The organism is Pseudomonas sp. 9.2(2024), from assembly GCF_039695385.1.
Classification (GTDB): Bacteria; Pseudomonadota; Gammaproteobacteria; order Pseudomonadales; family Pseudomonadaceae; genus Aquipseudomonas; species Aquipseudomonas paraglycinae.
The window spans coordinates 4,288,408-4,308,601 of record NZ_CP155585.1 but is presented as its reverse complement, the minus strand read 5'-3'; the positions used below and the strand labels follow the sequence as shown (position 1 = coordinate 4,308,601).

The 20,194-nt window shown below is 59.3% G+C and carries 23 protein-coding genes and 4 tRNA genes; 16 read left to right on the top strand and 11 right to left on the bottom strand.

Annotated elements, in window-relative coordinates; genetic code table 11:
- Position 1 precedes the first annotated feature (1 nt).
- Entirely contained in the window at positions 2 to 1,348 is a 1,347-nt protein-coding gene (locus ABFB52_RS19340) for an MFS transporter (RefSeq protein WP_129973745.1), read from the bottom strand.
- Positions 1,349 to 1,713: 365 nt separating this feature from the next.
- Between ABFB52_RS19340 and ABFB52_RS19335 the strand changes: the two genes are divergently transcribed.
- On the top strand, positions 1,714 to 2,427 hold the full coding sequence (locus tag ABFB52_RS19335) for a FadR/GntR family transcriptional regulator (RefSeq protein ID WP_129973746.1): 714 nt from the start codon (positions 1,714 to 1,716) through the stop codon (positions 2,425 to 2,427).
- A 28-nt stretch (positions 2,428 to 2,455) separates the two neighbouring features.
- Here the strand turns inward: ABFB52_RS19335 and yegQ are convergent, their stop codons facing one another.
- Positions 2,456 to 3,784 (bottom strand): tRNA 5-hydroxyuridine modification protein YegQ, encoded by a 1,329-nt coding sequence (gene yegQ / locus ABFB52_RS19330; protein ID WP_129973747.1) that lies wholly within the window; start codon positions 3,782 to 3,784, stop codon positions 2,456 to 2,458.
- 156 nt (positions 3,785 to 3,940) lie between these two features.
- Here yegQ and ABFB52_RS19325 point away from each other — a divergent pair, with 156 nt between their 5' ends.
- Positions 3,941 to 5,002: an AI-2E family transporter gene (locus ABFB52_RS19325; protein WP_085745902.1), complete on the top strand. Its 1,062-nt coding sequence runs from the start codon at positions 3,941 to 3,943 to the stop codon at positions 5,000 to 5,002.
- Here ABFB52_RS19325 and ABFB52_RS19320 read toward each other — a convergent pair.
- The 3 genes from ABFB52_RS19320 to ABFB52_RS19310 form a co-directional block, all read right to left on the bottom strand.
- A complete protein-coding gene (locus ABFB52_RS19320; protein ID WP_085745903.1) occupies positions 4,999 to 5,181 on the bottom strand; it encodes a hypothetical protein in 183 nt (60 codons plus the stop codon). The genes ABFB52_RS19325 and ABFB52_RS19320 overlap by 4 nt on opposite strands.
- A gap of 102 nt (positions 5,182 to 5,283) precedes the next feature.
- Positions 5,284 to 5,478, bottom strand: a complete 195-nt coding sequence (locus ABFB52_RS19315; RefSeq protein ID WP_007951579.1) for a hypothetical protein — start codon at positions 5,476 to 5,478, stop codon at positions 5,284 to 5,286.
- A 257-nt stretch (positions 5,479 to 5,735) separates the two neighbouring features.
- Positions 5,736 to 6,086, bottom strand: a complete 351-nt coding sequence (locus ABFB52_RS19310) for a hypothetical protein (protein ID WP_007951578.1) — start codon at positions 6,084 to 6,086, stop codon at positions 5,736 to 5,738.
- A gap of 254 nt (positions 6,087 to 6,340) precedes the next feature.
- Here ABFB52_RS19310 and ABFB52_RS19305 point away from each other — a divergent pair, with 254 nt between their 5' ends.
- Positions 6,341 to 7,159: a shikimate 5-dehydrogenase gene (locus tag ABFB52_RS19305; RefSeq protein WP_129973748.1), complete on the top strand. Its 819-nt coding sequence runs from the start codon at positions 6,341 to 6,343 to the stop codon at positions 7,157 to 7,159.
- Positions 7,160 to 7,256: 97 nt separating this feature from the next.
- A complete protein-coding gene (locus tag ABFB52_RS19300) occupies positions 7,257 to 7,775 on the top strand; it encodes a cupin domain-containing protein (RefSeq protein WP_129973749.1) in 519 nt (172 codons plus the stop codon).
- A 16-nt stretch (positions 7,776 to 7,791) separates the two neighbouring features.
- On the opposite strand, the gene ABFB52_RS19295 is transcribed toward ABFB52_RS19300, so the two are convergent.
- On the bottom strand, positions 7,792 to 8,442 hold the full coding sequence (locus ABFB52_RS19295) for a DUF480 domain-containing protein (protein ID WP_085745907.1): 651 nt from the start codon (positions 8,440 to 8,442) through the stop codon (positions 7,792 to 7,794).
- A gap of 126 nt (positions 8,443 to 8,568) precedes the next feature.
- On the opposite strand from ABFB52_RS19295, the gene ABFB52_RS19290 reads away from it, so the two are divergent.
- Positions 8,569 to 9,078 carry a DUF1993 domain-containing protein gene (locus tag ABFB52_RS19290; RefSeq protein ID WP_011335046.1) on the top strand — a complete coding sequence of 170 codons (510 nt, stop codon included), beginning with the start codon at positions 8,569 to 8,571 and terminating at the stop codon, positions 9,076 to 9,078.
- A gap of 65 nt (positions 9,079 to 9,143) precedes the next feature.
- On the opposite strand, the gene sstT is transcribed toward ABFB52_RS19290, so the two are convergent.
- The gene (sstT, locus tag ABFB52_RS19285; RefSeq protein ID WP_085745908.1) at positions 9,144 to 10,376 is read right to left on the bottom strand and encodes a serine/threonine transporter SstT; all 1,233 of its coding nucleotides are present in this window, start codon (positions 10,374 to 10,376) and stop codon (positions 9,144 to 9,146) included.
- A 335-nt stretch (positions 10,377 to 10,711) separates the two neighbouring features.
- Between sstT and ABFB52_RS19280 the strand changes: the two genes are divergently transcribed.
- The gene (locus tag ABFB52_RS19280; protein ID WP_007951570.1) at positions 10,712 to 11,872 is read left to right on the top strand and encodes an MFS transporter; all 1,161 of its coding nucleotides are present in this window, start codon (positions 10,712 to 10,714) and stop codon (positions 11,870 to 11,872) included.
- On the opposite strand, the gene nhaR is transcribed toward ABFB52_RS19280, so the two are convergent.
- Complete coding sequence (nhaR, locus tag ABFB52_RS19275; protein ID WP_007951569.1) at positions 11,869 to 12,768, bottom strand: transcriptional activator NhaR; 900 nt, start codon at positions 12,766 to 12,768, stop codon at positions 11,869 to 11,871. The genes ABFB52_RS19280 and nhaR overlap by 4 nt on opposite strands.
- A gap of 146 nt (positions 12,769 to 12,914) precedes the next feature.
- Between nhaR and ABFB52_RS19270 the strand changes: the two genes are divergently transcribed.
- On the top strand, positions 12,915 to 13,154 hold the full coding sequence (locus ABFB52_RS19270; RefSeq protein WP_007951568.1) for a hypothetical protein: 240 nt from the start codon (positions 12,915 to 12,917) through the stop codon (positions 13,152 to 13,154).
- Between the two features lie 29 nt (positions 13,155 to 13,183).
- Positions 13,184 to 13,933, top strand: coding sequence for a TerC family protein (locus ABFB52_RS19265; RefSeq protein WP_085745910.1), 750 nt, complete (start codon positions 13,184 to 13,186; stop codon positions 13,931 to 13,933).
- Positions 13,934 to 14,007: 74 nt separating this feature from the next.
- Here the strand turns inward: ABFB52_RS19265 and ABFB52_RS19260 are convergent, their stop codons facing one another.
- Positions 14,008 to 14,175 carry a hypothetical protein gene (locus ABFB52_RS19260; RefSeq protein WP_007951566.1) on the bottom strand — a complete coding sequence of 56 codons (168 nt, stop codon included), beginning with the start codon at positions 14,173 to 14,175 and terminating at the stop codon, positions 14,008 to 14,010.
- Between the two features lie 231 nt (positions 14,176 to 14,406).
- Here ABFB52_RS19260 and ABFB52_RS19255 point away from each other — a divergent pair, with 231 nt between their 5' ends.
- From ABFB52_RS19255 to ABFB52_RS19245, 3 genes are all read left to right on the top strand, one after another.
- Positions 14,407 to 15,078 (top strand): peptidase C39 family protein, encoded by a 672-nt coding sequence (locus tag ABFB52_RS19255; RefSeq protein ID WP_129973750.1) that lies wholly within the window; start codon positions 14,407 to 14,409, stop codon positions 15,076 to 15,078.
- Between the two features lie 94 nt (positions 15,079 to 15,172).
- Positions 15,173 to 15,379 carry a DUF6021 family protein gene (locus ABFB52_RS19250; RefSeq protein ID WP_064380821.1) on the top strand — a complete coding sequence of 69 codons (207 nt, stop codon included), beginning with the start codon at positions 15,173 to 15,175 and terminating at the stop codon, positions 15,377 to 15,379.
- A 12-nt stretch (positions 15,380 to 15,391) separates the two neighbouring features.
- Positions 15,392 to 15,598 (top strand): hypothetical protein, encoded by a 207-nt coding sequence (locus tag ABFB52_RS19245; RefSeq protein WP_085745912.1) that lies wholly within the window; start codon positions 15,392 to 15,394, stop codon positions 15,596 to 15,598.
- A gap of 52 nt (positions 15,599 to 15,650) precedes the next feature.
- Here ABFB52_RS19245 and pbpG read toward each other — a convergent pair whose 3' ends face one another.
- Positions 15,651 to 16,589: a D-alanyl-D-alanine endopeptidase gene (gene pbpG / locus ABFB52_RS19240; RefSeq protein ID WP_007951562.1), complete on the bottom strand. Its 939-nt coding sequence runs from the start codon at positions 16,587 to 16,589 to the stop codon at positions 15,651 to 15,653.
- Positions 16,590 to 16,818: 229 nt separating this feature from the next.
- On the bottom strand, positions 16,819 to 17,673 hold the full coding sequence (folD, locus tag ABFB52_RS19235) for a bifunctional methylenetetrahydrofolate dehydrogenase/methenyltetrahydrofolate cyclohydrolase FolD (protein WP_085608325.1): 855 nt from the start codon (positions 17,671 to 17,673) through the stop codon (positions 16,819 to 16,821).
- A 274-nt stretch (positions 17,674 to 17,947) separates the two neighbouring features.
- On the opposite strand from folD, the gene ABFB52_RS19230 reads away from it, so the two are divergent.
- From ABFB52_RS19230 to tig, 5 genes are all read left to right on the top strand, one after another.
- A tRNA-Arg gene (locus ABFB52_RS19230) sits at positions 17,948 to 18,024 on the top strand.
- A 32-nt stretch (positions 18,025 to 18,056) separates the two neighbouring features.
- Positions 18,057 to 18,132: transfer RNA gene (locus ABFB52_RS19225), tRNA-His, on the top strand.
- Between the two features lie 58 nt (positions 18,133 to 18,190).
- A tRNA-Leu gene (locus ABFB52_RS19220) sits at positions 18,191 to 18,275 on the top strand.
- A 76-nt stretch (positions 18,276 to 18,351) separates the two neighbouring features.
- Positions 18,352 to 18,427 (top strand) — tRNA-His (locus ABFB52_RS19215).
- Positions 18,428 to 18,827: 400 nt separating this feature from the next.
- A complete protein-coding gene (gene tig, locus ABFB52_RS19210) occupies positions 18,828 to 20,138 on the top strand; it encodes a trigger factor (RefSeq protein WP_011335037.1) in 1,311 nt (436 codons plus the stop codon).
- The last annotated feature ends 56 nt before the right edge of the window (positions 20,139 to 20,194 follow it).

The following is a 20,194-nucleotide window of genomic DNA, read 5'->3' as shown; positions in this document are numbered from 1 at the left end:
TTCAAGCGTGTTTTGGCGCGGCATCGGCCACGACGACGTCAGGTGCGGATTTGGGTGTCATACGGGCGGCGAACACGATGATCGCGGCAATGATCGAGGTCGCGGCCAGGCCATAGAGGCCGCCCTGGATCGAGCCGGTGTGTTGTTCCAGCAAGCCGAACGTGGTCGGAGCGACGAAACCGCCGAGGTTGCCCACCGAGTTGATCAGCGCGATCACGGCAGCGGCGATCCGCGCATCGAGATAGGCCTGCGGGATCGGCCAGAACAGCGACGACGCGGATTTGAAACCCAGTGCGGCAAAGCAGATCGCGACGAAGGCAAAGATCGGCCCGCCGGTGGTGGACATGAACATCCCCGCAGCGGCGATCAGCAATGCAGTGGCGACCCACGCCTGCTGGTGTTTCCACTTCGCCGAGAATGAGGCGAACGCATACATGCCGATGATCGACAGCAGCCACGGAATCGAGTTGAACAGGCCGACCTGGAAGTCGCTCATCTCGCCCATCTTCTTGATGATGCTCGGCAGCCAGAACGTCGCGGCGTAGATGGTCAATTGAATGAAGAAGTAGATCAGGCAGAACAGGATGATCTGGCGATCCTTGAGCAGTTTGCCCAGCGACGGCCGGATCGGGGTCGCGGCTTCGCGGGCTTTCTGTTCATCGTCGATCGCTTTGACCAGCGCATCCTGCTCGGCGCGGGTCAGCCATTTCGCATCGTGGGGTTTGGCGTCGAGCCAGAACCAGACGAATACGCACAGGCCAACCGAGAACATCCCTTCAATGAAATACATCCACTGCCAGCCGTGCATGCCCAGACCTTCGATCTGCAACAGCAGACCGGACAACGGGCCGGAAATCAGCGAGGCCACGGCCGAACCGCTGAGGAAGATCGCAATCGCCTTGCCGCGCTCGGCCCCCGGCAACCAGCGGGTGAAGTAGTAGATCACCCCGGGAAAGAATCCGGCCTCGGCCACGCCCAACAGAAATCGCAGGATGTAGAAGTGGGTTTCGTTCTGGATGAACGCCATGCCGGCGGCCACCAGGCCCCAGGTGAGCATGATGCGGGTCAGCCAGATTCGCGCGCCGACCTTTTGCAGCAGCATGTTGGAGGGGACCTCGAACAGCGCGTAACCGATGAAGAACAGTCCGGCACCGAAACCGTAGGCCGCGGCACCGATGCCGAGGTCGTGTTCCATGTGGGTGCGGACGAAGCCGATGTTCACCCGGTCAATGTAATTAACGATGAACATGATGACGAACAGCGGCAGGACGTGGCGTTTGACTTTGGCAATGGCGGAGGACAGCACGGAATCGGCGCCCTCGTTCATCCCGGCAATGGATGATTTCACTTGGTTTTCTCCCACTCGTTATTTTTATGCGGGGTGTGGCTGGGTGCTGCGTTGTTGATAGACATCATACAACTAGATTTTTTTGTCCTACAAGCGGGTGTGCTCAATCAAATTTGTCTACGGGAGGCGGTTTTTATGCTTTTTAAGATTTAAAGTGCCTTGTTTGTTGGCTTTGGTAAGGGTTGTATTAAATATGGCAGAGCATTCTATGCCAGTGATCGTGAGGCGATTGTTCGGCGCAGTGGAAAATTTTCTAGCTAAAATCGAGTGTTGTCATACAAGTTGAGCCCCGAAATTCATAGGAGCTCATACAAGTCATCGCCGCCAGTGCTACGATCGGTTTGCCTCGATCACCGGAACCGACCATGCAAGAAGACCTCGACGCTCCCGCTCGTAAACGCGCGCACAACCTGGCCCATGATCTGGTGGAAAAACTCACCCAGAGCATCCTGCTCGGCCAGATGTTGCCCGGTGACAAGTTGCCGTCGGAAAACTCGATCGTTCAGGAACACGGCGTCAGTCGCACCGTGGTGCGTGAGGCGATTTCAAAATTGCAGGCGTCGGGGCTGGTGGAGACGCGGCACGGGATCGGCACCTTCGTGATCGAGCGCGCTCAGGAGCAGGGGCTACGGCTGAATGTCGACACCGCGCTGGGCGTGCGCAGCATTCTCGAATTGCGCATGGGGCTGGAGACGCAAGCGGCGGCGCTGGCCGCGCAGCGCCGAACCGAGCAACAACTGGGGCAGATGCGTCAGGCGCTGGACGACTATCAGCGTCTATTGGCCAACAACGACAGTTGCGTGGAGGCCGACCGGCGCTTCCACCTGCTGATTGCCGAAGCCACCGGCAATGTCTGCTTCACCGAAATCATGCAGCACCTGGGCAGCGCAATGATCCCGCGCACCCGGGTCAACGCGGCCGAGCGCGGGGCGGTGGATTTGAGCAAGCTCGGGCAACTGGCGAATCTGGAGCATGAGGCGATCCTTAACGCGATCAAGCGTCAGGATCCGGATGCGGCGCGTGCGGCGATGTGGCTGCACCTGACCAACAGTCGCGACCGGTTTTCAGCCACGAACTGAAGCCGCTGGTCCGTTCGATAGCACGAGCCTAAACAGCGCCGATATCGCGCATCAACAAGCCGAAGCGCAAATCCACCGCATCCGGAATCGGCAGATACACCGTATGCCCGTCCCCCGGCGCCACGTCGATGGCTTCACCTTTCAGGTTCTGCAGTTCATGCAGATCAAAATGGAAGTTGCCCTTGGGCGTCATCAGTTCCAGATGATCGCCCAGTGCGAAGCGGTTTTTCACCTTGACCTCGGCCAGTCGATCCCGGCGCTCGCCGGTCAGTTCACCCACAAACTGCTGACGCTCCGACACTGAGCTGCCGTTCTGATAGTTCTGGTATTCGTCATGCACATGGCGGCGCAGGAAACCTTCGGTGTAGCCGCGCTGGGCGAGGGATTCCAGATCGGTCATCAGGCTGCGGTTGAATTCGCGACCGGCCACCGCATCGTCGATGGCGCGGCGATAGACCTGGGTGGTACGTGCGCAATAGAAGTGCGATTTTGTCCGGCCTTCGATCTTCAGTGAGTGCACGCCCATGCGGGTCAGCCGTTCGACGTGCTGCACCGCGCGCAGGTCCTTGGCGTTCATGATGTAGGTGCCGTGTTCGTCTTCGAATGCCGGCATCATCTCGCCGGGACGGTTGGCTTCCTGCAACAGGAACACCTGATCGGTGGGAGCGCCGAAGCCGAGGGTCGGTTGCGGTTCGAAGGTCTGCACGATCTCGCCGAGCTGGTTTTCAGTGGCCTCCTGCGCCGAATATTTCCAGCGGCAGGCATTGGTGCAGGTGCCCTGATTGGCGTCGCGCTTGTTCATGTAACCCGAGAGCAGGCAGCGGCCGGAATAGGCCATGCACAGCGCGCCGTGGACGAACACTTCCAGCTCCATGCCCGGCACTTGCTCGCGGATTTCGCCAATCTCTTCCAGCGACAGTTCTCGGGACAGGATGATCCGGCTCAGTCCTTGTTGCTGCCAGAACTCGACACTCGCCCAGTTCACCGTGTTGGCCTGCACCGACAGGTGGATTGGCATGTGCGGAAAGTGTCGGCGTACCAGCATGATCAGTCCGGGGTCGGACATGATCAGCGCATCCGGCGCCATCTCGATCACCGGCGCCAGGTCCTTGAGGAAGGTCTTGAGCTTGGCGTTGTGCGGCGCGATGTTGACCACCACGTAGAAGCGCTTGCCCTGGGCCTGGGCTTCACGGATGCCGAGCGCGAGATTGGCGTGATCGAACTCGTTGTTGCGCACCCGCAGGCTGTAGCGCGGCTGGCCGGCATACACTGCATCGGCCCCGTAGGCGAAGGCGTAGCGCATGTTTTTCAGGGTGCCGGCGGGGGCGAGCAGTTCGGGGGTGAAGGAGGTCGTCATGGCGGCGTCGGTCGCAAAAGCGCGGCAGGGTAGAGCAGTTGCGCCGAGGGTTTATTGATCTGGATCTATGCTCCATGAAGAAACAGGGCACTCGTGCTGACGCTGGTTGACTAAACGGGACGGGCGCGGGTGGCGCCTGACTGACCTGGACCGGACATGAACCAAAAGAGTCTGCAATTCAAATCCCTCACCGTGCTGCTGTTTCTGGTGACGGTCGCTTTTATCTGGATCCTGCTGCCGTTCTACGGCGCGGTGTTCTGGGCGGTGATCCTCGGCATCCTGTTCGCACCGATGCAGCGCCAGTTGCAACTGAAATTCGGCTGGCAACGCAATCTCACATCGCTGTGTACTTTGAGCATCTGCCTGGTGATCGCGATCCTGCCGGTGATCGTCATCAGCGTGCTGCTGGTGCAGGAAGGGGCGACGCTTTACGACAATATCGAGAGCGGCAAGCTCGATATCGGCGCCTATCTGGCGCAGTTCAAGCACAGCCTGCCGCCGTACTTTCAACACTTGCTCGACCGCTTCGGCATGGGTGAACTCAATGCCTTGCGCGAGAAGATCGTCAAGGCTTCCATGCAGGGCAGTCAGGTGCTGGCAAGCCAGGCTTTCAGTTTCGGCCAGGGCACGTTCGAATTCGTGGTGAGTTTTTTCATCATGTTGTACCTGTTGTTTTTCTTCCTGCGCGACGGCGCCGAACTGGCGCGCAAGGTGCGCACGGCGATACCGCTCGAGGAGCATCACAAACGTCGTTTGCAGCTGAAATTCAATCGGGTGGTGCGCGCGACGGTGAAGGGCAATCTGCTGGTGGCGATCACGCAGGGTGCGCTGGGCGGTGCGATTTTCTGGTTTCTCGACATTCCCAGCTCATTGCTCTGGGCGGTGCTGATGGCGTTTCTGTCGTTGCTGCCGGCGGTGGGGGCGGGAATTGTCTGGGTACCGGTCGCGGCGTACTTTCTGCTCAGCGGGATGATCTGGCAGGGGGTGGTGCTGGGGTTGTTCGGGGTATTCGTGATCGGTCTGGTGGATAACCTGTTGCGCCCGATCCTGGTGGGCAAGGACACCCGGATGCCGGACTACATGATCCTGATCTCGACCCTGGGCGGATTGGCCGTCTTCGGGCTCAACGGCTTTGTGATCGGGCCGCTGATCGCGGCCCTGTTCATGTCGAGCTGGGCGCTGTTCATCGAGAGCAAACCGAAAGTGCAGCTGCCTTAGGCCTTGAACGGATCGTTGACCAGTTGCTGCGACAGTGCCTGGGCGGCCGGCAAGGATGTGAGCGGGCCGCTGACCGGCTCGCCGTCGCGAACCAGATACCAACAGGCGAGCAAGCCCAGCTCTCTGAGCGATGCGGGAACGGCGCTGCCGATAACGGACATGATTTGAACCTGAGCCATGAGAAGTACCTCCATCAATCTATGGAGCTACCTTAGGGAATTGGCCTTTTCAGGAACAATCAACGCTTTCGATAGTGGTCATTGACGCCAGTGAGGACTGGCTCAATCCACCACTTGATCGAGCATGTGCACAATCTCGTGTTCGTTGAGAAAACCCTTGCGCACCAGGTTTTCCGCCAGCAGCGAGAGAAACTTCGCCGTGCGGTGGCCTTCCAGGTGCTTGAGTTCGGTCAGGGCGTTGTAGACCTTGCTCGAGGTGCATAAACCGACGATGCGGTGCGGATTCTGTGTAGGCATTCAAGTCGTCCTTGTTGTTATCAACCTGTTGTTTGCGGACGGATTCAGAGTGCGGTTCCGTCATGACAAATAGATGACCGTTTGTGTTTTGCCCCCGACGGTCGAGTCCATCATGCCGACTTTAGCGGTTGAAACTGTCCTCACAGCGACCTTGGCGAGATTTTTTCAGACCTTGGCCGACGGACGGTTGGCTTTTATGCGGCAATAATATGCGCGCAATAAAAAGCCCCGCTCTCAAGCGGGGCTTCGTGTGCCGGTTACCAGCGCGGGCCACCGTAGTAGTGTGGCCGGCCGTAATAACCGCGCGGCGGGCCGTAATAGACCGGGGCCGGTTGGACGTAGACCGGTTGCTGCACATAAACCGGGGCCGGCTGATAGTAGACCGGTGGCGGCGGTTGCTGCACGTAGACCGGTGCCGGTTGAGCGTAAACAGGCTGTTGGACGTACACCGGCCGATCCTGGTTGATGAGCGCCGAGCCGATGATGGCCGAGCCGACGATCGCACCAAATACCGCCGGGCCCTGCCAGCCACCGCCGTGGGCTTCTGCCTGACCCGTGATCGCGAATGCACCAATCAACAAGGCCACGATGGGGAGTTTACGAATCATGATAATTCCTCGGTTCTTCGACCCGGCGTCCGAACCTGCAACAGGCTCGGGATGGCGCGGGGATACTTCTAAGACAGCAACATTTTGAAAAACAGCACGGCCGCTAGGTAAATTTTGTGTAAGGTCTGTACCGGTTTATTTACCGGACTTCTGCCATCGGCTGTGATGCCCGGAACAGACCGCCTTATGATCGTTCAGAACCCGATGGCCTGGCTAATCCCGTCCATCCGAAAGTGCATTCGAAGGAGCCTCCCATGCAGATGAACCCCAACAAAGACACCCAATTGTGCATGTCCCTGTCTGGGCGTCCCGGGAATTTCGGTCTGCGTTTTCATAACCATTTGTATGAACAACTGGGCCTGAATTTCTACTACAAGGCATTCAGCAGCCAGGACCTGCCCGGTGCGGTCGGCGGGATCCGCGCGCTGGGAATTCGCGGTTGCGGCGTATCGATGCCGTTCAAGGAAGCGAGTATTGCGCTGGTCGATGAACTGGATGCTTCGGCGGCGGCGATCCAGTCGATCAACACCATCGTCAACACCAACGGCCATCTCAAGGCCTACAACACCGATTACATCGCCATCGCTCAGTTGCTGGAAACCCACGCGGTGCCGAAGGGCTCGACCTTTGCCCTGCGTGGCAGCGGCGGCATGGCCAAGGCTGTGGCGAGTGCCTTGCGCGATGGCGGTTACAAAAACGGTTTGATCGTGGCCCGCAACGAGCGCGCCGGCCGTGCGCTGGCGGATTCACTCGGGTATCGCTGGCAGGCGGAACTGGGTGACGAGCGCCCGCAGATGTTGATCAACGTGACTCCGGTCGGGATGGATGGCGGTCCGGAAGCGGGTCAGCTTTCTTTTGACGTGGATGTGATCAAGTCTGCCGACACCGTGTTCGATGTGGTGGCGATCCCCTCGGAAACCCCGCTGATCGTGCGCGGTCGTGCCGAAGGCAAAAAAGTGATCACCGGGCTGGAAGTGATCGCGATCCAGGCGCTTGAGCAGTTCGTGCTGTACACCGGCGTGCGGCCGACGGTCGAGCAGTTCGATGCGGCGGTGGCGTTTGCCCGTAGCTGATGGAGCCTGAGCAACGGCATATCCGCCCGGATTTGCCGTTGCCTATACTGCCGGATCAGCAAGTACAGACTTGCTCATCACAAAAGCCGAGGTTTGCATGCATCCGCCCATTCTCAACCTGAATGACGTCGAACTCGAACCGCTTCCCGAAGCCCTGTCCCCCGAGGGCGAAACCGCCGGACGTTATCAGCAACGGTTCGCCCGGGTCGGTCAGCAACTGGGCGCGCAGAAACTCGGTTACCGCTTGTATGCGTTGCCGCCGGGCATGCGCGGCAGTCCGTTTCACAGTCATCGGGTCAATGAGGAAATGTTTTACGTGGTGGCCGGGGAAGGGGAGGTGCGCCTCGGCGCCGAACGTTTCCCGATCCGCGCCGGTGACGTGGTCGCCTGTCCGCCGGGCGGCCCGGAAGCCGCGCATCAGATCATCAATACCAGTGCTGCGGAGCTGCGCTATCTGGCGGTCAGCACCCAGCAGCAACCGGAAATCTGCGAGTACCCGGATTCGAACAAATACGCGGTGATGGACAACTTCAGCGTCGATGCCGAAGGCAATGCCTCGGGATTCGTCGCGGTGGCGCGGCAGGCGGACGGGGTGGATTACTGGGACGGCGAATAACGCCGCCCCGGTGCGCTTATTCTTCGAGGCGGGCCAGACGCTCTTCCAGTGCCGCAATCCGCGCCTCCAGCTCTTCGATGCGCTCCACTGACACGCCGCTGGCAGCCCCGCGATCACTCGGGTTCTGGCGCGCCGCGATAATCGCCTCGATGTCCGCAGGATCGCCCAGCGCGTGGGTGTAGCGATCTTCGCGCTGGCCGGCCTGACGCGGAATCAATACCGCCAGCTCCCGGGCGATCAGGCGCTCCAGCTGATGCACCACTTGTTCTGAATCTTCGAACTCATGCATGCGACCGCTGCGGGTCAGCAGTTCGTTGACGGTCTGCGGGCCGCGCAGGAACATCAACCCGGTCAGGATCAATTGCGCCGGCACCAGCTCCAGCGCCTTGTCGACCTTGTGCTCCCAGCGGTCGGCGCGACTGCCCATCACCAGTTTGGCGAAACCGCGGCTTTCGAGAGCGCGCAGGCTCTGGCCGACCTGACCCTGGGTCAGGTTCATCACCGGTTCCCGGCTGGTTTTCTGGTTGCAGGCCAGCACCAGCGCGTTGAGGGTCAACGGGTAGGTTTCCGGGCTGGTGGCCTGTTTCTCGATCAACGAGCCCAGAATGCGGATTTCCGTGGCGTTGAGCCGTGGTTCGTCGGAGCGGGTTTCAAATTCGGTGGTCATCGCGCGTTCCCTCTGCAGTCGAAGGCGCCTAGCCTAATCCTTGCTGGATAAAAGACAAGCCGCGCCGCCCTGCGAGCATGGCTATAATCGCCCCCACGATTCAACCAGCCACCACGTGAGACTGCCATGACCATTTCCCTGTACGCCGCATCCGTCCCGGTTTTCCAACAAATGCTCAACGCCCTGAGCGATGTGCTGAAAAAGGCTGAAGCCCACGCCACCGAGAAAAACATCGACCCGAACGCCTTCCTGCAAGCGCGTCTGTACCCGGACATGTTCCCGCTGGTGCGTCAGGTGCAGATCGCCGTGGACTTCGCCAAAGGTGTGTCCTCGCGTCTGGCCGAAATCGAAATCCCGAAATATGACGACACCGAAACCACCTTCGCCGAGCTGCAAGCGCTGATCGCCAAGGTTCTGGCCTTCATCGGCGAGATCAAGCCAGAGCAGATCAATGGCAAGGAAGGCATCGAGATTGTGACTCGTCCGGGCACCCCGAAAGAGAAGCGCTTCAGTGGCCAGGCTTACCTGCTGAGCTACGGCCTGCCGCAGTTCTTCTTCCACGTCACCACCACCTACGCACTGCTGCGTCACAACGGTGTGGAAGTGGGCAAGCGCGATTACATGGGCGCGTTCTAAAACGCTGCGCAATAAAAAGCCCGCCAAGGTTTGCGCCTTGGCGGGCTTTTTGTTGCGTCGGTTTTTTATGCCGGGCGCTGGGTTTTCTGCTCTTCGCCCAGGCACGCGGCGGCGGTGAACAGCACGTCGGTGGAGGAGTTCAGCGCCGTCTCGGCCGAATCCTGCAGCACGCCGATGATGAAACCGACGGCCACCACCTGCATGGCGATTTCGCTCGGGATGCCGAACAGGCTGCACGCCAGCGGGATCAGCAGCAGCGAACCACCGGCCACGCCCGAGGCACCGCAGGCGCAGATCGCAGCGACGACGCTGAGCAGGATCGCGGTCGGGATGTCCACGGCAATGCCCAGGGTGTGCACGGCAGCGAGGGTCAGCACGGTGATGGTGATCGCCGCGCCTGCCATGTTGATGGTGGCGCCGAGCGGGATCGATACCGAGTAGGTGTCTTCATGCAGGCCCAGACGCTTGCTCAATTCCAGGTTGACCGGAATGTTCGCCGCCGAGCTGCGGGTGAAAAACGCGGTGATGCCGCTTTCACGCAGGCACTGAAGCGTCAGTGGATAAGGGTTGCGACGCAGCTTCCAGAACACGATCAGCGGGTTCATCACCAGCGCCACGAACAGCATGCAGCCGAGCAGCACTGCCAGCAGATGCGCATAACCGATCAATGCACCAAATCCGGAGGTGGCCAGGGTCGATGCCACCAGGCCGAAAATACCCAGCGGCGCAAAACGGATCACGACCCGGACAATCACTGTCACGCCATTGGACAGATCGCCCAGCACTTCGCGGGTGGTGTCGCCGGCGTGCCGGATCGCCACGCCCATGCCGATGGCCCAGGCCAGAATGCCGATGAAGTTGGCGTTCATCAGCGCGCTCACCGGGTTGTCGACCACGCTCAGCAACAGGCTTTGCAGCACTTCACTGATGCCGCCCGGCGCGCTCACCGCAATGTTGTCGGTGGACAGCACCAGATGCGACGGGAACATCATGCTGGCAATCACCGCGACCACGGCGGCGGCGAAGGTGCCCAGCAGATACAGGAACAGGATCGGCCGGATGTGGGTTTCCTGGCCGTGCTTGTGGTTGGCGATCGAGGCCATGACCAGCACGAACACCAGGATAGGCGCCACGGCTTTCAGGGCCGAGACGAACACTTTGCCGATGAAGGCTGTGCCTTTGGCCGCTTCCGGCGCGAACAGCGCAAGGGCGATGCCGGCAATCAGGCCGATCAGGATCTGGGTGACCAGGCTGAGGCTTTTAAGACGTTGCAATAGAGAAGGGGATGAAGCGGTCATAACGGCATCTCTGTTTTTATAGGGTGCAAGGTTACGTGATCCGGGCGATTGATCGGGGGCAGGCCACGGACACAAACCGAAAGGACTGACGCGCCAGCCACACCGTTAAACGGGTGGTTGAACAGGGTGTACGTTTTGCAGGGCGCGGACTTTATCACAGCGTCGTCCGGATCCTTCAGACCTGTGACGATCTGCCACCGGATCGATCTACAAGTTAGACAGGTTTGTGCAAGTCACCCGGGAAACACTCTGTTAAGATTGCGCATCCTTATTTTCAAGTTCTGCCAGCGGGCCTTCGGGTCAGCGCTGGTGTCGTCGTTTTGCTGGAGTTCCTCATGCTGTTGCCCATCCTTCTGTTGTCCGCCGCCGGGTTCACGGTGCTGACCACGGAGTTCGTCATCGTCGGCCTGTTGCCGGCGATTGCTCGCGACCTGGCCGTCACCATCCCGCAGGCCGGGCTGCTGGTGACTCTATTCGCTTTCACCGTGGCAATGTTCGGTCCTTTCTTGACCGCATATTTCGCCCGTTTCGAGCGCCGCAAACTGTTCATCACCATCCTGATCATGTTCGGTCTGGCCAATACCGTCGCGGCATTGGCGCCGAACATCTGGGTCATGGCGATTGCCCGACTGATCCCGGCGCTGGGGCTGCCGGTGTTCTGGGCGCTGGCCAGTGAAACGGCGGTGGACATCGTCGGCCCGGACTTCGCCGGTCGCGCGATCGCCAAGATCGGCTTCGGCATCGTCTGCGCCACCGTGTTCGGCATTCCGGTCGGCACGCTGATTTCCGATGCGTTCGGCTGGCGCAGTGCGTTCGCCATTCTGGCGGTGATCGCGTTCGCCAAGGCGCTGCTGCTGTTTGTCTATCTGCCGAAAACCAGTCTGCACCAGCATCAGGTCAGTTTCGCTTCGCAGTTCAAGATCCTGCGCAGCCCGCTGATGCTGGGCCATGTGCTGCTGTCGATCCTGGTGTTCAGCGGCATGTTCACCGCCTACACCTATCTGGCGGACATCCTCGAGCGTCTGGCCGGCTTCAATGGCACCGTGGTCGGCTGGTGCCTGATGGGCTTTGGCGCGGTCGGTCTGATCGGCAACTCGTTGGGTGGTCGTGCGGTGGATCGTCATCCGCTGATGGCCTCGGTGATGTTCTGCGCGTTCATGATCCCGGGGATGGTGGCGCTGGTGCCGAACATCAATTCGTCGCTGGGTCTGGCGGCGGCGATGGGCATCTGGGGCGTGACTCAGGCGGCGCTGTTTCTGGTCAGTCACGTGCGCTTGATGAAAGCCGCACCGGAAGCGCCGGCCTTCGCCGCGTCGCTGAACATTGCCGGGGCCAACCTCGGGATTGGTCTGGGCGCGATCATTGGCGGTCGAGTGATCGACAGCGCCGGCCTCGGCTTTGTGGGCTTCGCCGCTGCCGGGTTCATTCTGCTGTCGATTTTCCTCGCCATGGTGTTGATGGTGCTCAAGCCGCGCGACGTCTGCGCTCCGGCTTAAAACGCTGTAAACAGCTCGCGTCGGGCACCTTCGGTAATCGCTTTGATGCCGGGGTGCTTGACCTTGCGCTCCACCGAGATCGCGTAGAACGACTCGCTCACCGCGTCGGTCTGGCCGATCAACTCGACGCCGTACTGGCGCTTCACCTCATCGGCAATCACGCTCGGGCCAATGAAAATCCCGCTGCCGGATTGGCCGAACGCCTGCATCAAAGCGCTGTCATCGAACTCCCCGACAATCCTTGGCTGAATCTGCTGCTCGGCGAACCAGCGCTGCAAACGGCTGCGCACCACGGTTTCCGCGCCGGGGATCAACAGTGGTGCACCGTGCAGGCTGCGCGGGAAATCCTGTCCGTATTGCGCTGCCAGTTCGGCGGTGGCGAAGAAACTGATCCCGCATTCCCCGAGTTTCTGGCTGTAGCCCTTGATGTCCAGGTGCGAGGGCATCGGGCTGTCGGAGATCACCAGGTCCAGACGCTGGATCGCCAGATCCGCCAGCAGGCGTTCGAGTTTGTCTTCGCGGCAGGTGATGCGCAGTGGCTCGCTCAATTCCATGGTCGGCGCGATCAGGCGATAGACGATGGATTTGGGCACCACATCCGCCACGCCGACCCGGAACAGGATCTGCTGTTCATTGGGCTGGGCGCGCAGCATCAGCTCCAGTTCGCCGCCGAGCTGGAACATTTGCTCGGCGTAGGGCAGGGCCTGGCGCCCGGCCTCGGTGAGCTCCAGTTGCCGGCCGACCCGTTGAAACAACTCGATGCCATAGGTCTGTTCGAGCAGGGAAATCTGCCCGCTGATGGTCTGCGGCGTCAGGTTCAGTTGCTCGCAGGCGCGCACGATGCTGCCGGTCTTGGCCACCACCCAGAAGTAATGCAGTTGTCGGTAATTGAGCATGGGGTTCGGTCCGTCAAATACAGTTCGTATAAATCGAAGTATAGCCGCTAAAAATACGAATTTTCCTGAAGTGTTTGTCTCCCTAGAATGCCCAGCCATCGACGGCCGGTCTGTACGGCGCTGTCTGTTCTATCGAGGGAAGCAGCATGAAACTAAAAACTACGGCGTTGTTGATCGCGTCTTTACTGGTACTGGCCGGTTGCGACCAGGCCGAAAAGAGCGCCCAGCAACTGATGGGGCAGGCGGCTGAAGCGGCCAAGCAAGCCATCGACGACACGCATAAAGCTGCCGAAGAGGCGCTCAGCGATGCCACCGGCAATCTGATCAGCAAGAAAGAACCGAAAGACGACGAAGAAAAATCCGAATCGTCCTCCCAGGAAATCTAAACCGTCTTACACAGAGTCAGGACTGACCCATGGAATATCTGTTAGAACTCGCCGCCAGCCCGACCGCCTGGATTGCCTTGGCCACACTGGTGGTGATGGAGATCGTGCTTGGCATCGATAACCTGATCTTTATCTCGATCCTGACCAACAAATTGCCCGAGCAGTACCGGCAGAAGGCTCGCCGTCTGGGGATCGGCATGGCGCTGATCATGCGTCTGGCCTTGTTGAGCACCATCGCGTTCATCGTTCAGCTGACCGCGCCGGTCATCGAGATTCTCGGCCACGCGTTCTCCTGGAAGGACATGATCCTGATCGCCGGCGGCCTGTTCCTGTTGTGGAAAGCCACCACGGAAATCCATCACAGCATGGACCCGGCACCGGAAGATCCGAAGACCGCGACGTCGAAGGTGACTCTGGGCTTCGCCGCCGCCATCGGGCAGATCCTGATGCTGGACATGGTGTTCTCGATCGACAGCATCATTACCGCTGTCGGCATGACCGAACACTTGCCGATCATGGTGATTGCAGTTGTTGTCTCGGTATTGGTGATGCTGTTTGCGGCTGATCCGCTGGCCAAGTTCATCAACGACAACCCGACGGTGGTGATGCTGGCTCTGGGCTTCCTGATCATGATCGGCATGACGCTGATCGCCGAAGGCTTCGGCGCCCACGTACCAAAAGGTTATGTGTATGCCGCCATGGCGTTCTCGGCTGCGATTGAAGTGCTGAACATGATGTCGCGCCGTGCCAAGCAGAAGAAACTGACTGCCGAAGCGTAAACGCTGGAAAACCAAAGGCCGCCTGAACTCGCGAGAGTCCAGGCGGCCTTTTTGTTTGTGTCGGTTACGGAAAGTCAGTGCGCGGTGGCGTGACGGGCGTCGTGTTTCTCGATCTTCCTGGTCGGTGCAGGTTGTACCGGGTGGTGATGGCGGCGGGAAATCCGCAACACGCCCCACAGCATGGCGGCGGCAACGGCCAGCCAGCCGGCAATCAGCATTACGATGGTCATGGTCAGGCTCATCTGTGCCTCCTCTTTGCCCTGCGTCGGGCGCTCTTTCTTTGGCTCTTGTCTGAGTGACAGTCTAGTCGCTGGCGTGTTTCAGGCTATTGACCAAAGGTCGGTGGTGACCAATCAGTTCGCTCTATGCAACCGATGCATCTGCCGCTTTGGGCTATACCGCAGCGTGGCGCCGTCCTATGATCCTCGACCAAGCCGGAACACGATGACCGGTAACTGATCAAGAGAGTGACGATGGTGCAGCTATTTTCCCGGATTCGCGCGGCGCTGCTGGTGGCCGGTTGCGTGACAGCATTGGTGGGGTGTGCGGGCAGTGTGGCGCCAGAGGTCAAGCGCCTGCCGGAGCGGGTCGAGCTCAGCGGCACCTTCTATCGCGGTGAGGCCTATCAAAGTGGGCCGCAAGTGCTGGCCAGCCTACTGTCGCAGCAGGGCATCGTGATCACGCCGGGTCTGCTGGAAAAACCGCTGCACTTGCCGGGCGCCGAGGACAAGTTGCAACAGAATTTACAGGACCTCGCACGTGAATACGGCATGGTCGTGTATCCGCTGGACAGCAATCTGCCGGCGCTGCTGACTCAAGTGGCGGCCGGGTATCCGGTGATGGTGCGTTTCAGCGAGGGATCGGCGTTTTGGGCGGAGCCGCGTTACGCGATCCTGTCCGGCTACGATCGTCTGAAACAGAAAGTGTTGCTGCGCGCGGGGATGAATCGCCGTGAATTGATGAGCTTCAGCTCGTTCGAGGCGGCCCTCGAAAAATCTGGTGGCTGGGCGGTGTTGATCCAGAAGCCGACGCAGGTTCCGGCGGCGGTCGATCAACAGCGCTGGCTCAAGGCCGCCGATGCACTGGCGCAAGCCGGGCAGGAGCGGGAAGCGGCGCAGGCGAGAAAGGCGCTGGCACAGCACTGAGGTTCCGTTCGTCGCTTGTCGGGCACCCTGGCGGGGGATGCGCTTCTGAACTGTAGCGTCCCGTGTTTTACGGGCCTGGTATCAGGAGATGAACATGGCAATCCCCAATTCACCCAGCGGGCCACATTCTTCCGAGCATGGCAGTGGCGACGACTTGGGTTTCGATCCGGACTCGCCTGACCTGGACGATCCGCAAGTCGATCCCATTGGCCCGGCGAAGGCGCCGAAGGATGTGCAACCGGGCGATGATCCCAAGCGTCCGGCCAAGCCTTACGATCCCTTGGCTGATCTCAAGCCTTGAAGCGAGGTGCGTATGAGTACCGATTCGAGTTTCGACGACCACAAACCTGACAGTGTGCCCACCACCCCTGAGCCGGAAGTTGATCCGGTGCTGGATCCGGACAGCCCCATGCGCGATCCGCTGGCGCGTCCGGCGGTGGTCACGCCAGAGCATTCCCGCGACTCGAGTGCCGGTGACGGCATTCCCGATGACGACAAGATGCCGTTGCCCAACGACTGACTGCATAAATGAAAAAGCCCCGATGATTCGGGGCTTTTTCATGGGTGACGGATTACTTGGAGGCTTCGATCACTCCGCTCTGGCGACTCTTGAGGTTTTTGTCGGCCTTGTATTGCTGAGCCACGGCCGGGACGTTGGCACTCTTGCCGGTTTCCACCCAGCTGCGGATGCGGCTGGCATCGGCGAAGTGGGTGTATTTGCCGAACGCGTCGAGAATCACCAGGGCTACCGGACGGTTGGCCATGCGGGTCACCAGCACCAGGCAGTGACCGGCCGGGTTGGTGAAGCCGGTTTTGGTGATGCGGATATCCCAGTCAGCCTTGTTGACCAGGTGATCTGTGTTGCGGAAACCCAGGGTGTAATTGGGTTTGCGGAACGAGACGGTCTTTTCCTTGGTGGTGGTCAGCTCGATGAGCAGCGGCTGTTTGTGCGCAGCCACCAGCAACTTGCTCAGGTCGCGAGCGGTGGAAACGTTGCGCTCGGACAGGCCGGTGGGTTCCACAAAGTGGGTGCTGGTCATGCCCAGCGCCTTGGCCTTGGCGTTCATTGCGGCGATGAATGCAGCGTAACCGCCCGGGTAGTGGTGAGCCAGGCTGGCGGCGGCGCGGTTTTCCGAGGACATCAGGGCAATCAGCAGCATCTCGCGGCGGGGCAGTTCGCTTCGCAGTTTGACGCGGGAAAACACGCCTTTCATTTCCGGTGTGCGGCTGATGTCGACGTCAATCCATTCGTCCATGTTCTGGTGCGCTTCAACCACTACCAAACCGGTCATCAACTTGCTCACGGAAGCGATGGGCACCACCACGTCCGGGTTGCTGGAATAAATGACTTTGTTGGTCTGCAGATCCATCAGCAGGGCGCTGCCGGAGGCGATCTTCAATTGCGAAGCGTCTCGAGGGGCAGCGGTGGTTTCGGCGGCGTTGACCGTTGGCGTGAGGAGCGTGCCTGAAAATGCAAAAACCAGGCTCAGGATGGACAGACGAATATTCACGCGGGCGAACTCATGAAGGTTGGAAATGCCGTATTTTGTAACGGCCTGTGTCGTAAAAACGACGCATTTTAGGAGTATGGCTGAAGAACTGTCGATGGTTGTTTGAAGGGCATGAAAAAGTCGTGAAAAGCCCTGTAAAAATAGGGGTTTCCGGCGAACGGTAAAGGTTTTTTCGAGGGCATGAAAAACCCCGCACAAGGCGGGGTTCTCGGAGTGTGGAAAACGCGACTCAGGCGTGCAGGGTTTCTGCCGCGTAGAGGGTGTTTTCCAGCAGGCAGGCGCGGGTCATCGGACCGACGCCGCCCGGGACCGGAGTGATCCAGCCAGCGCGGGGCAGGGCGGTTTCATAAACGACGTCACCGACCAGTTTGCCGTCGTCCTGACGGTTGATGCCGACGTCGATCACGATCGCGCCTTCCTTGATCCACTCGCCCTTGACCAGGCCCGGCTTGCCGGCGGCCACGACCACCAGATCGGCGCGGCCGACGTGGCCGGCCAGATCCTTGGTGAAGCGGTGGGTGACGGTCACGGTGCAACCGGCCAGCAGCAGTTCCATCGCCATCGGGCGACCGACGATGTTGGAAGCGCCGACAACGACTGCGTCCATCCCGTACAGATCGGCACCGGTGCTTTCCAGCAGGGTCATGATGCCCTTCGGGGTGCACGGGCGCAGCAGCGGAATGCGCTGGGCCAGACGGCCGACGTTATAAGGATGGAAACCGTCGACGTCCTTGTCCGGGCGGATGCGCTCCAGCAGTTTGGAGGCATCCAGGTGCTCCGGCAGGGGAAGTTGAAGCAGAACGCCGTCGATTGCCGGGTCGTCGTTCAGTCGATCGATCAGATCGGTCAGCGCTTCTTGAGTGGTTTCGGAAGGCAGGTCGTAGGCTTGAGAGAGGAAGCCGACCTCTTCACAGTCTTTACGCTTGTGCGAGACATAAACCTGAGAGGCAGGATCGCTGCCGACCAGGATCACCGCGAGGCCGGGAGTGCGCAAGCCTTGCTCGCGACGTTCGGCTACCCGTTGGGCGATCTGCTGGCGCAGGCTGGCGGCGATTGATTTGCCGTCGATTAGTTGTGCAGTCATTGCGCGTGATTAACCATCGAGAGGGGAAAAAAAGAGAACGCATTCTCGCATGTCAAACGGTGAGGGCAAAGGCGCTTGGTCAGCAAATTCCCCTAAGCCCTTTAATTAAATGAATTTTTTTCAAAAAGGATTTGACGACCTTCAGGTCGCTCTATACTATTCGTCGCACTTGTCGGGCACAGCCTAGCACTGGTTAAGAAGGTCGAGCGAAATCAACGTTTTGCGAGACTGGAAAGCACTTAGTTTGTAGTCCTCCAAGGGTACAGCTAACAAGGCGCCCGTAGCTCAGCTGGATAGAGCATCCGCCTTCTAAGCGGATGGTCGCAGGTTCGAGTCCTGCCGGGTGCGCCATTAGGCAGCATTGGCACAAGTAACGCGATATGGTGGGCGTAGCTCAGTTGGTAGAGCACGGGATTGTGACTCCCGTTGTCGTGGGTTCGATCCCCATCGTCCACCCCATATTTCGAAAGGCGCCAGATGTAACAGTCTGGCGCCTTTGCTTTAAAAAGCTTCATCCGCGGATGTGGTGGAATTGGTAGACACACTGGATTTAGGTTCCAGCGCCGCGAGGCGTAAGAGTTCGAGTCTCTTCATCCGCACCAATCAAAGCTTCATTCATGCCGTTGGCCGGGTGAAGTTCTACAAAGAAGTTGTTTGGCTTCTTTGGCACGCAATATGGTGGGCGTAGCTCAGTTGGTAGAGCACGGGATTGTGACTCCCGTTGTCGTGGGTTCGATCCCCATCGTCCACCCCATATTCCGAAAGGCGCCAGATTTAACAGTCTGGCGCCTTTTTTGTTTTACGGTTTCGGATTTTGGCGGCTGCAGGTTTCGGGTCGCAGGGCAGGGTGCTTCGTCGTATCAATGTTGCTCGATGATGCTGCGCTGCCTGCCGGTCTTGCTTGCGAGGTCGGCTGTCAGGGAGATGATTCAACCGCCTCTATATATAGAAGAGGTTGGCGCAGAGCCCTGGCTTGAATTGGCTGTATTTGCTAACAGGGCGAGGCGCAACCGTTTGTCCCCGCCTTCAAATGGCCTGCTGTTTTTTTACCCGTTTTCAGTAGGGTGACTTCTTGAGTTTGACCTACTAGAATGCTTGCCCTTGATTCTTGGGTCGGAAACGGCCGGCTAACGTCTGTGCAACGAGGAATATCCATGCAAGTTTCTGTTGAAAATACTACTGCTCTTGAGCGCCGCATGAGCATCACCGTGCCGGCTGAGCGCATCGAGACTCAGGTCAACAAGCGTCTGCAGCAGACTGCCCAAAAGGCCAAGATTGCTGGCTTCCGTCCAGGCAAAGTGCCAATGAGCGAAATCAAGCGCCGTTTCGGTGCTGATGCGCGCCAGGAAGCGATCGGCGACGTGATCCAGTCCTCCTTCTACGAAGCTGTGGTTGAGCAGAAGCTGAACCCGGCCGGTTCGCCGTCGATCGAGCCTAAGTCGCTCGAAGCTGGCAAGGACCTGGAATACGTAGCCGTATTCGAAGTGTTCCCCGAGTTCACCGTTGCCGGCTTCGAAGGCATCACCGTCGAGCGCCTGAGCGCTGACGTGGCTGACGCCGATCTGGACAAGATGCTGGACATCCTGCGCAAGCAGAACACCCGTTTTGAAGTAGCCGATCGCGCTGCCCAGAACGAAGACCAGCTGAACATCGATTTCGTTGGCAAGGTTGACGGCGAAGTGTTCGCTGGCGGTTCCGCCAAGGGCACTCAGCTGGTACTGGGTTCCGGCCGCATGATCCCTGGCTTCGAAGAAGGCCTGGTTGGTGCTAAAGCCGGCGAAGAGCGCGTTCTGAACCTGACCTTCCCAGAGGACTATCAGAACCTGGACCTGGCTGGCAAAACCGCCGAGTTCACCGTGACTGTAAATACCGTTTCCGAGCCAAAACTGCCTGAGCTGAACGAAGAGTTCTTCGCTCAATTCGGCATCAAGGAAAGCGGCATCGACGGTTTCCGCACCGAAGTTCGCAAGAACATGGAGCGTGAACTGCGTCAGGCGATCAAATCCAAGGTCAAGAATCAGGTAATGGACGGTCTGCTGGCCACCAACCCGATCGAAGTGCCTAAGGCTCTGCTGTCCAACGAAGTTGATCGTCTGCGCGTGCAGGCTGTTCAGCAGTTCGGTGGCAACATCAAGCCAGACCAACTGCCGGCCGAGCTGTTCGAAGAACAAGCCAAGCGTCGCGTTGTACTGGGTCTGATCGTTGCTGAAGTGGTCAAGCAGTTCGACCTGAAGCCAGACGAAGCCCGCGTTCGCGAAATGATTCAGGAAATGGCTTCGGCTTACCAAGAGCCTGAGCAGGTCGTGTCCTGGTACTACAAGAACGAGCAGCAACTGAACGAAGTCCGTTCGGTTGTGCTGGAAGAACAAGTTGTGGATACTGTTCTGCAGAAAGCTAGCGTGACCGACAAATCGGTCTCTTACGAAGAAGCGGTCAAGCCGGTAGAAGCTCCAAAAGCCGACTGATTGTTTTTGCGTTAGAAGCACACACCATAAGCCAGCCTTCGAGCTGGCTTATGCGT